Genomic DNA, 9,361 nt, shown 5'->3' with positions numbered 1-9,361 from the left:
GCGGGCCGCCGCCACCAGGTCGGGCGCGGCGATCCCGCCGCCGGCGCCGTGGCCGAGCAGCAGGGCCGCCCGCCCCTCCACCGCGCAGTGCAGTTCGGCCCGCGCCGGGCCGTACGGGGTGTCGACGACCCGCTTCGTCATGACAGCTCGAACAAGGTGGGCTCCGGTTTCTCGGACTCCCCCAGCGAGACCGCGTCCATGAGCGACGGGTCGTTGTTCTTGATGCTGTTGACCTTCATCGACACCGGGCGCAGCTCCAGCGCGTCGACCAGGTCGAGGTCGGGCGCGAGCAGGTCACCCGGGTCGGTGCGGTCCGGGTCGAGCCAGGCCGCCCAGCGGTCCTTCGGCAGCACCAGCGGCATCCGGTGGTGCACGTTGCGCATCTCGCCGATCGCGTCCGTGGTGAGCACGGCGCAGGTGATGATCGGCTTGCGCTCGTCGCCGTCCTGCTGCCACCACACGGACCAGATGCCCGCCATCGCGATGCTGGAGCCGTCACCCGGGTTGATGAAGTACGGCTGCTTGCGGCCCTCGCCGGGCTGCCACTCGTACCAGCCGGCGGCCGGCACGATGCACCGGCGCTTGGCCGCCGCGTCGCGGTAGGCGGGCTTGTCGAGCACGCTCTCCGCCCGCGCGTTGATCATCTTGGCGGCGCCGGACAGGTCCTTGGCCCAGTGCGGGACCAGGCCCCAGCGCATCACCCGGACGCTGCGCTCGGTCGTGTCCGGGTCGGGGTTGCCCTCGTCGTCACGCGGATGGCGTTCGACCACGGCCGGCACCAGCTTGGTGGGCGCGACGTTGTAGTCCGGGCCGGGCGCGTCGCCCTCGGTGGCGTCCACCGCGTCGAACTCCGCCGCGAGCAGCGCGGGGTTCTTCGTCGAGGCGTACCTGCCGCACACAACCGATCACCTCTGTGCCATGTCGTCCGGGCAGGCCATCGTCGCACGTCGGAAAGCCCGGTGCGAGCTGTCGACCACCCGATGCGGAATCATCGAGCCATGACTCAGCAGTGGTCCGCTCCCACCGCCGCCGGCCCCGTCCACGCGACGGTACCCGTGCCCGGTTCCAAGTCGATCACCAACCGGACGCTCGTGCTGGCCGCGCTGGCCGACCGCCCGTCCACCGTGCGCACCCCGCTGCGCAGCCGCGACACCACGCTCATGGCCGCCGCGCTCCAGTCGCTCGGCGTCGGGTTCGCCGACGGCCCGGACGGATCATGGCTGGTCACGCCGGACGCCCTGCAGGGGCCGGCGCAGGTGGACTGCGGCCTCGCGGGCACCGTGATGCGGTTCCTGCCGCCCGCCGCCGCGCTCGCCGTCGGCGACATCACGTTCGACGGCGACCCGCACGCCCGGAAGCGGCCGATGAGCACCATCCTGGACGCGCTGCGGGCGCTGGGCGCCGACGTGGCGGGCGACGCGCTGCCGTTCACGCTGCACGGCAAGGGCGGCGTCCCCGGCGGCGAGGTCACCATCGACGCGTCGGCGTCCTCGCAGTTCGTGTCCGGGCTGCTGCTGTCGGGCGCGCGGTACGAGAGCGGCGTGACGGTGCGGCACTCCGGCAAGCCGGTGCCGTCCCTGCCGCACATCGAGATGACCGTGACGATGCTGCGCGAGGCGGGCGTCGTGGTGGACGACTCGACGCGGGACGTGTGGCGGGTCGAGCCGGGCGCCGTCGAGGGCCGCGACTGGCACGTCGAGCCGGACCTGTCCAACGCCACCCCGTTCCTGGCGGCGGCGGCCGTGACGGGCGGCGAGGTGACCATCCCCGGCTGGCCCGAGGTGACCACCCAGCCCGGTGGCGCGGTGCGCGACCTGTTCGAGCGCATGGGCTGCACGGTGACGCTCACCGACGCCGGCCTCACGCTGCGCGGTCCGGACCGGCTGACGGGCGTGGACGTGGACCTGCGCGACGAGAGCGAGCTGACGCCGACCGTCGCGGCGCTGGCGGCCCTGGCGTCCGGACCGACCCGCATCCGGGGCGTCGCGCACATCCGCGGCCACGAGACGGACCGCATCGCCGCGCTGGCGGCCGAGATCAACCGGCTGGGCGGCGCCGCGGAGGAGACCGAGGACGGCCTCGTCATCACGCCACGACCGCTGCGCGGCGACGTGTGGCGGGCCTACGCCGACCACCGCATGGCCACCGCGGGCGCGATCATCGGCCTGGTCGTCGAGGGCGTGTCCGTGGACGACATCGGGTCGACGACGAAGACGATCCCCGACTTCCCCGGGATGTGGGCCACGATGCTCGGGAGCCGCTGACGTGCCACGCGGCGACTGGCGGCGGCTGGACGAGTCGGACGTGCGGGTGCGGCCGGGCAAGGGGACCCGGCCGCGCAGCAAGCGCCGGCCCGAGCACGCGGACGCGGTGCAGGCCATGGTCGTCGGCGTCGACCGGGGCCGGTGGACGTGCGCCGTGGACGACGACCCGACCCGGCTGGTGATCGCCATGCGGGCGCGGGAACTCGGCCGCACGCCGGTCGTCGTCGGCGACCACGTCGGCCTGGTCGGCGACACGTCGGGCCAGCCGGACACGCTGGCCCGGATCGTGAAGGTGGCCGACCGGCGCAGCGTGCTGCGGCGCACCGCGGACGACACCGACCCGTTCGAGCGGGTCGTCGTGGCCAACGCCGAGCAGCTGGTGATCGTGTCGGCCCTGGCGGACCCGCAGCCGCGCCGGGGTTTCATCGACCGCTGCCTGGTCGCGGCGTACGCGGGCGGGCTGGAACCCCTGCTGTGCCTGACGAAGTCGGACCTCGCGCCGCCGGACGACCTGCTCGCCGCGTACGCGGAGCTGGACCTGCCGGTGGTCGTGACGCGGTCCGACCAGGACCCGGGCGAGCTGCGCGAACGGCTGGTGAACCGGTTGTCGGCGTTGATCGGGCACTCGGGCGTCGGCAAGTCGACGCTGGTGAACCGGCTGGTGCCGGACGCGCACCGGGCGGTGGGCGTGGTGAGCGGCGTCGGCAAGGGCAGGCACACGTCCACGCAGACCGTGGCGCTGCCGCTGCCGGAGGGCGGTTGGGCGGTGGACACGCCCGGCATCCGCTCGTTCGGGTTGGCGCACATCACGCCGGACGACATCATCGCCGCGTTCCCGGACATGCGGGCGATGGCCGAGGAGTGCCCGCCCGGCTGCGGTCACCAGGGGCCGCCCGACGACCCGGACTGCATGCTGGACGAGCTGGTGGTCAGCGGTGAGGCGTCGCCCGGCCGGCTGGCGTCGCTGCGCCGCCTGCTCGAATCGCGCGGCAAGCTGGAGGAGTACGACTAGCCGTTCCGGCCTGCCGGCCGTGGTCGGAGCCGGGTGTCACGTCGGAGTCGGGATCGGGTTCCGTGGCCGGAGCCGGGTTCCAGGTCGGGATCGGGGTCGGGTTCCGGGGTCGGAGCCGGGTTCGGAGTCGCGGAGAGTCACGGGGGCCACCGCCGAGTGCGTACGCTCGCGCCGTTTCGTTGACCGGATCGGGTGGCGACGTCACCTCGACCATGGGCTCGCCGCGGCACGCGGGGGTACGGTGCGCAGCCGTGGCGAAGGTGACAGGTATCGGCGGGGTCTTCCTGCGGGCCCGCAACCCCGAGCGCATGGCCGAGTGGTACCGCCGGCACCTCGGCGTGCCGATGAGCGAGAGCGGCGCCATCACGTTCCACTGGGTGGAGGCGGAGACCACGACGTTCGCCCTGTTCGCCAACGACACGGAGTACTTCGGCGAGCCCGGCCAGCGGGCGATGATCAACCTGCGGGTGGACGACCTCGCCGAGCTGCTGGCCCAGCTGCGGGACCGGGGTGTGGAGGTCCTGCCGCAGACCGAGGACTCCGAGTTCGGCCACTTCGGCTGGTGCGTGGACCCCGAGGGCAACCGCATAGAGCTCTGGCAACCCCCACCGGGCATGTGACCACCCGGCCGGACGTGCGACACCGGGCATGCGACCACCACATCGGGCGTGCGACCACCCGGCACGTGACCACCGACCGCGCCGCCGACAACCGCGCCGCCGCCGACCACCCGCGCCCCGCTGACGCTTCGCAGAGGTCCCCGCCAAGGGGACCCCTGCTTTTATTCTGCCCCAACGGTCTGACAATTCCGGCCCTCGACCGGTCGCCTCGACGCGATCCCAGCCGGCCCGTCCCGCCTGCGTCAGCCGTCCCGCCCCGGCACCGCGCCCGCCCGGCCCGGCATCGCGCCCGCCCGTCGCCACGCGCCCGGCCCGCCACCGCGGACGACCGTCCCGGCGGCTACATCAGCTCCAGCAGGAACGGCAGCTCCTGGGGCGCGTACCAAGCCAGCTCGTGGTCCTCCGCGGTACCCAGGGCGAACTCCGCGTCCGGATCGCCCAGGTCGGCCGCGTCGATCACCTCCGCCGCCGCCCGCACCGCGTCCTCGGCCTCCTGCGTGTCCAGGTGGATGGCCGCCACGAGTTCCACCGGCACCGGCCCGGACAGCTTCACCACCGAGAAGTCCAGGTCCGGCCGCAACTTCACGTCCGGCACGTCGGCCGACACGACCGCGCGCCGCGGCGGCGCCTTCTCGTCACCCGCGATCAGCCGCAGCGACCCGCGGGCCGCGTCGAGCATCGCGGAGTACTCCAGCTCCTCCGTGTCCCCGCTCGCGTACGACTCCCGCAGCGCGGGCGTCAGGGCGAACCCCGTCCCGCCCACGGCGACGAACTCGCCCTTGTCCACCAGGTCGCGCAACATCGCGACGGTCGCCGGGAGGTACACCCTCATGCGGACACCGTTCCCATCAGTTCCTCCACCGACTCCTCGACCATCGCCGCCAGCACGTCCACATCGGACATCGCATCGCGGTCGGCGTTCAGCCCGAAGTACACGCCACCGTCATAAGACGTCACCCCGATCGACAACGCCTGGTTCTTCGCCAACGGCACGACGGGGAACATCTCGATCATCTTCGCCCCCGCCGCGTACAACGGCACCTGCGGCCCCGGCACGTTCGTCACCACGACGTTGAACAACCGCCGCGAGAACGACGACGCCGCCCGCGCGCCCAACGCGTGCAACGTCGGCGGCGCGAACCCGGAGAACCGCACCAACGTCTGCGCCGCGACCGTCTGCCCCGACTCCTGGTGAGCCCGCGTCGCGTGCGACACGTGGTGCAGCCGCACGACCGGGTTCGACTCGCCCACCGGCAGGTCGACCAGGTACGCCGATACCTGCGTCTCGTCGTCGCGCACGGACATCGGCGCCATCGCCCGGATCGTGGTCCCCGCCGTCACGACCTCGCCGCGCGACAGGAGCCAGTTCCGCAGCGCGCCGGACAGGACGGCGAGCACGCCGTCGTTGATCGTGCCGCCGTGCGCCCGCCGGATGGCGCGGAACTCGTCGAGCCGGGTGCGGGCCACCGCGAACCGCCGCTGCGGCGAGATGCGCACGTTCAACGGGCTGCCGGGAGCGGGCGTGACGGCGGTCCGCACCGCGGACGCCAACCCGCCGAACACCCCGGCGACCTTCCGGACCGTCGCGACCGTGTCCATGGCCGCCGACCGGACGTTCTCCACCACCTCGCCGGGCCGCTGCACGGCTTCCGCCACCGCGTCCGCCACCAGCTGCAACCCGCTCGGCTCGGGCGACGGCATCCACAACGACTCCACCGGCGTGCGCGGCGTCGGGGACACGTCCAGCATCACCTGGCCGATCTCCGGCGCGCCGATGCCGTCCACCATCGCCTGGTGGGTCTTGGTGATCACCGCGGTCCGGTTCCGGGCCAGGCCCTCGACCAGGTAGATCTCCCACAGCGGCCGGGTGTGGTCGAGCGGGCGGGACATCAGCCGCGCCACGAGGTCGTGCAACTGCTGGTCGCTGCCCGGTTTCGGCAACGCCGAGCGCCGCACGTGGTACGTGACGTCGAAGTCCGGGTCGTCCACCCACACCGGCCGGGCGAGCCGTCCGGGCACCTGCACGACCTTCTGCCGGTACCGCGGCACCAGCGACAGCCGCTGCTCGATCAGGTCGACCAACCGGTCGTAGTCGAAGCCCGTGCGCGGTCGCCGGAACACCGCCACCCCGCCGACGTGCATCGGCGTCGTGGAGTCCTCCAGGTACAGGAACGAGGCGTCCAGCGCGGACAGGCGGTCGGGCATGCGGTCCAGGCTAGTCGGTGCAGTCGCGCACGAGCCGGTTCACGGCGCTGACCTCGGCTTCGTCCCGCTGGTGCCGGGCGAGCCTGATCGCCGCGGCGGCCGGCATGGCCCGCCGGGCCTCCACGCGGACCGAGACGTCGACCCCGGACAGGAACCCGCGCACCAGCCGCGACCGGGCGAACCGCTTGAGCGGGCGCAACGGCGCCACCGCGATCGCCAGCCAGCTCATCGCGACGTCGACCTTCCGATCGCCCCGGCGCGCGCTGCCCCAGTCGACCACCACCGCGCCCTCGGGCCCCAGCACGACGTTGCCGGGGTGGAGGTCGAGGTGCAGGAGGCCGCCGTCGCCGTCGAGGAACGCGGGCGCGGGCACCTGGTCCAGCCTGTGGTGCAGCTCGGCCAGCTCGCGGCCCAGCGCGCCGGCGCGCCACGGCTTGGCGTCCAGCTCCTGCGACATGCGCGGACCGGGCACGTACTCCATGACCAGGTCCGTCTCCGAGGCGTCCGCCACCCTGGGCACCGGTATGCCGTGCCGGCGCAGGTACCGCATCAGCTCGGCTTCGGGGCCGGGGTCTCGGCCCGAGCGGCTGCGCTTGACCAGCAGGCCGTCCGGACGCAGGTAGACGTCCGCCTCCCGGCCGCTGGCCAGCAGACGGTGCGCCTCGTCGCGCGATGTCATGTGACGATCATCATGATTGACAGCGCGAAAACAAGCCCCAAACGGGTAGAGGACACTTGGTCCGTGGATGTGTCACCCAAGGACAAGTTCGTCACCGTGTACGGCCGCAAGCCCGTGCTGGAAGCCCTTGACGACCCGCGCCTCGAAGTCGACAAGGTCATGCTCGCCGACACGGCCCGCGGACCGGCCGCCCGGGAGATCCTGGACGCGGCCAGGCGCCGGGGCGTCGCGGTCCAGCGGGCGACGGCCCAGCGGGTCAAGGTGCTGGCCGGCAACGGGAAGCAGGACCAGGGCGTGCTGGCCGACGTCGTCGCGCCGCGGATGCGCCCGCTCGACGTGGGCCTGCGCGAGCTGGAGCGTCGTGGCGGGCCGGGGAACGTGCTGGTGCTCGACGGCATCACCACGCCCGCGAACGTCGGCATGATCCTGCGCACCGCGACCGCCGCCGGGGTGGACGGCATCGTCGTGCCGCGCCGCGGGGTGGCGTCGATCGACCCGATGGTGGTGAAGGCGTCGGCCGGGGTGGCGTTCCGGGCCCCGGTGCTGAGGTGCGCGACGGCCGCCGAAGCCGCCGCCGCCCTCGCCGCCGCCGGGTACCCGATCTACGCGCTCGACGCGAACGCCAAGCAGTCGGTGTACGCGGCGGACCTGCCGAAGCGGGCGGCGTTCGTGCTGGGCAGCGAGACGGCGGGCATCTCGGACGACGTCCGGCCGCACGTGACGGGGTGGCTGTCGATCCCGATGGCCGCGGGGGTCGAGTCGCTGAACGTGGCGAGCGCGGCGGCCGTGCTGTGCTTCGAGGTGGTGCGCCGCCGCACCACCGGCTGAGACGCGCCCGGCGGGCCGGGCCAGCGGGCCAGCGGGCCAGGCGCAGCGATGACACGCGGCGGGAACGGGCGCAGTGGAGGGCACGGAGACGGCGGGCGCGTGCAGGGGTTGGCGGTCGGGGTTGGTGGGTGGGTGGGCGCAGCGCGGGCACCGGAGGGCCACTCCGACGCCCGCGCTGCCTGGCCCTGGCTGATCGGCGGCTCGCCGCGGTGTGCCGGGACCAACCACTCCACCTGGAACCCGGACCGCTCCGATCAGCCCTTCGGGGTCGGCGACCGTCGTGTCGCCTCGCGCTCGGGACATCCCATCGGTGAACGCGGGAAACCTACGACCGGGGTCGGGTGACCGGCAATTCACCGGCCGAGTGGATCATCGGTGGCGGCTCGTCACCGGTTAACCCCGCAGGGGGATCTGGAGGAGGGTTTCCAGCTCCTCGACCGTGGCGTCCACTGACCGGTGGTGCACACCGACCATCCCGGCCGCCGCCGCGCCCCGGACGTTCACCGCGAGGTCGTCCACGAACACGCAGTCGCGCGGGGCCAACCCGAGGCGTTCGGCGGTGAGCAGGTAGATCCGGCGGTCGGGTTTCGCGATGCCCACGTCACCGGATGTGATGACGACGTCGAAGAGGGCGGCCCAGTCGGCCGGAGGGCTCCAGTAGCCGTCGGCGTTGGACAGCACGGCGGTGAGGACGCCCTGGTCACGGGCCTTGCGGGTGGCCGTGAGCAGGGGCGGTTCGGGTGCCGCGGCGTCGTCGCCCAGGTCGGTCAGCACGCCGCCGAAGTCGAGCACCAGTCCCCGCACCGTGCCTCCATCAGGTGATCTTGGTACGCAAACGCGGCGATCTCCCTCGGTTCAGCATGCCACCTCTGCTCCGGACCCTGTCGTCCGCCAAGCCGGCCACCACGCCGCACCCGACCGCCAAGCCCTCGCCCGAACCCCTGCCGCTGGACGCACGTCACTTCCTGTTCCCGCTGGTGGAAGCCCTGAACGGCCGCCGCCCACCCCGCCAGCTGGCCGCCGCCTTCGCACCGGCCGCCGTGACCACGGTGTCCGAAGCCGCCACCCCGACCGGAGCCCGCCTCGGCCGCTACCGCCTGTGCCACGTCTCCCCCGACGCCGCCGAGCTGGCCGGAACCCTCCACATGCCCACGAAGGTCCGCGCCTTCGCCGCCCGGGTCGAACGCCGAGGCTCCGGCTGGCACTGCACCGAGTTCCACCTGCTGCCGTGACCGGGCGAACGCGCGCCGACTCCGCCACGACCACTGCGCCGCAGACGGGCCAGGCGGGTCGTCGCAGGCGCGGGACGGGGGCGCGGTCGGTGTCCGGCCGACGTGCGGCCCACGGACCCGCCAGAGGGCCGTGACGCGGCACGCCACCGTCACCGGGAACGGGAACGGGGCCCCGGTTCGACCAGGGCCCCGCTCCGACGTGCGTTGTCGCGTTCCGCCGCTACTGGCGCGGACCCTTGCGCTGGCCCTTCGCCTGCGCGCGGGCGGCCGCGCGGCGTTCCTTGCGCGTCCCGCCCTGCCCCCCGCCCGGCTGGGCGTTGGGGTTGCCGCTGGTCTCGGCGTCACCGCTCTCCGACGGGCCCGAGTAGGTCAGGCCCTGCTGGCCGCGACCGTCGAGGCCCTTTCCCCGCAGCGCGGGCGGGATGGCGTTGCCGCTCTGGAGCTGCGCCAGGGCCGGACCGGCGGGCGCCTGGTTGGCGGCCTCCGACTCCTGCTGGGCGGCGGCCGCGGCGGCGGCACGG

The 9,361-nt window shown here is 73.7% G+C and carries 10 protein-coding genes and 2 pseudogenes; 5 read left to right on the top strand and 7 right to left on the bottom strand.

The window, feature by feature from the left end:
* Together ACFQ3T_RS31090 and ACFQ3T_RS31085 are read right to left on the bottom strand one after the other, a co-directional pair.
* Positions 1-141, bottom strand: a pseudogene (locus ACFQ3T_RS31090) (alpha/beta family hydrolase); the annotation flags it as partial.
* Positions 138-899, bottom strand: coding sequence for an SOS response-associated peptidase (locus tag ACFQ3T_RS31085; protein WP_380728752.1), 762 nt, complete (start codon positions 897-899; stop codon positions 138-140). The gene ACFQ3T_RS31085 and the pseudogene ACFQ3T_RS31090, both read right to left, overlap by 4 nt.
* 99 nt (positions 900-998) lie before the next feature.
* On the opposite strand from ACFQ3T_RS31085, the gene aroA reads away from it, so the two are divergent.
* From aroA to ACFQ3T_RS31070, 3 genes are all read left to right on the top strand, one after another.
* Entirely contained in the window at positions 999-2,264 is a 1,266-nt protein-coding gene (aroA, locus tag ACFQ3T_RS31080) for a 3-phosphoshikimate 1-carboxyvinyltransferase (RefSeq protein WP_380728749.1), read from the top strand.
* Between the two features lies 1 nt (position 2,265).
* Positions 2,266-3,276 (top strand): ribosome small subunit-dependent GTPase A, encoded by a 1,011-nt coding sequence (rsgA, locus tag ACFQ3T_RS31075; RefSeq protein WP_380728747.1) that lies wholly within the window; start codon positions 2,266-2,268, stop codon positions 3,274-3,276.
* Between the two features lie 251 nt (positions 3,277-3,527).
* A complete protein-coding gene (locus ACFQ3T_RS31070; RefSeq protein WP_380728744.1) occupies positions 3,528-3,896 on the top strand; it encodes a VOC family protein in 369 nt (122 codons plus the stop codon).
* 340 nt (positions 3,897-4,236) lie between these two features.
* Here ACFQ3T_RS31070 and ACFQ3T_RS31065 read toward each other — a convergent pair whose 3' ends face one another.
* Genes ACFQ3T_RS31065 through ACFQ3T_RS31055 form a run of 3 tightly spaced genes read right to left on the bottom strand, consistent with a single transcriptional unit; the run spans position 4,237 to position 6,780 of the window.
* A complete protein-coding gene (locus ACFQ3T_RS31065; protein ID WP_380728742.1) occupies positions 4,237-4,728 on the bottom strand; it encodes a DUF6912 family protein in 492 nt (163 codons plus the stop codon).
* Entirely contained in the window at positions 4,725-6,101 is a 1,377-nt protein-coding gene (locus ACFQ3T_RS31060) for a WS/DGAT/MGAT family O-acyltransferase (RefSeq protein WP_380728740.1), read from the bottom strand. The genes ACFQ3T_RS31065 and ACFQ3T_RS31060 overlap by 4 nt, the downstream gene beginning before the upstream one ends.
* 10 nt (positions 6,102-6,111) lie before the next feature.
* Entirely contained in the window at positions 6,112-6,780 is a 669-nt protein-coding gene (locus ACFQ3T_RS31055) for a phosphotransferase (RefSeq protein WP_380728738.1), read from the bottom strand.
* 63 nt (positions 6,781-6,843) lie between these two features.
* Between ACFQ3T_RS31055 and ACFQ3T_RS31050 the strand changes: the two genes are divergently transcribed.
* Positions 6,844-7,608, top strand: a complete 765-nt coding sequence (locus tag ACFQ3T_RS31050; protein ID WP_380728736.1) for a TrmH family RNA methyltransferase — start codon at positions 6,844-6,846, stop codon at positions 7,606-7,608.
* A 393-nt stretch (positions 7,609-8,001) separates the two neighbouring features.
* Here the strand turns inward: ACFQ3T_RS31050 and ACFQ3T_RS31045 are convergent, their stop codons facing one another.
* Positions 8,002-8,412: an HAD-IA family hydrolase gene (locus ACFQ3T_RS31045; protein WP_380728734.1), complete on the bottom strand. Its 411-nt coding sequence runs from the start codon at positions 8,410-8,412 to the stop codon at positions 8,002-8,004.
* A gap of 56 nt (positions 8,413-8,468) precedes the next feature.
* Here ACFQ3T_RS31045 and ACFQ3T_RS31040 point away from each other — a divergent pair, with 56 nt between their 5' ends.
* Positions 8,469-8,840, top strand: coding sequence for an Rv3235 family protein (locus tag ACFQ3T_RS31040; RefSeq protein WP_380728732.1), 372 nt, complete (start codon positions 8,469-8,471; stop codon positions 8,838-8,840).
* Positions 8,841-9,060: 220 nt separating this feature from the next.
* Here the strand turns inward: ACFQ3T_RS31040 and ACFQ3T_RS31035 are convergent.
* Positions 9,061-9,361: pseudogene (locus ACFQ3T_RS31035) on the bottom strand (preprotein translocase subunit SecA); the annotation flags it as partial.

The sequence above is a fragment of the Saccharothrix hoggarensis genome (assembly GCF_042678885.1).
GTDB lineage: Bacteria > Actinomycetota > Actinomycetes > Mycobacteriales > Pseudonocardiaceae > Actinosynnema > Actinosynnema hoggarensis.
Note: the sequence above shows the minus strand (reverse complement) of the source record. Positions and strands in the feature narration are given on the sequence as shown.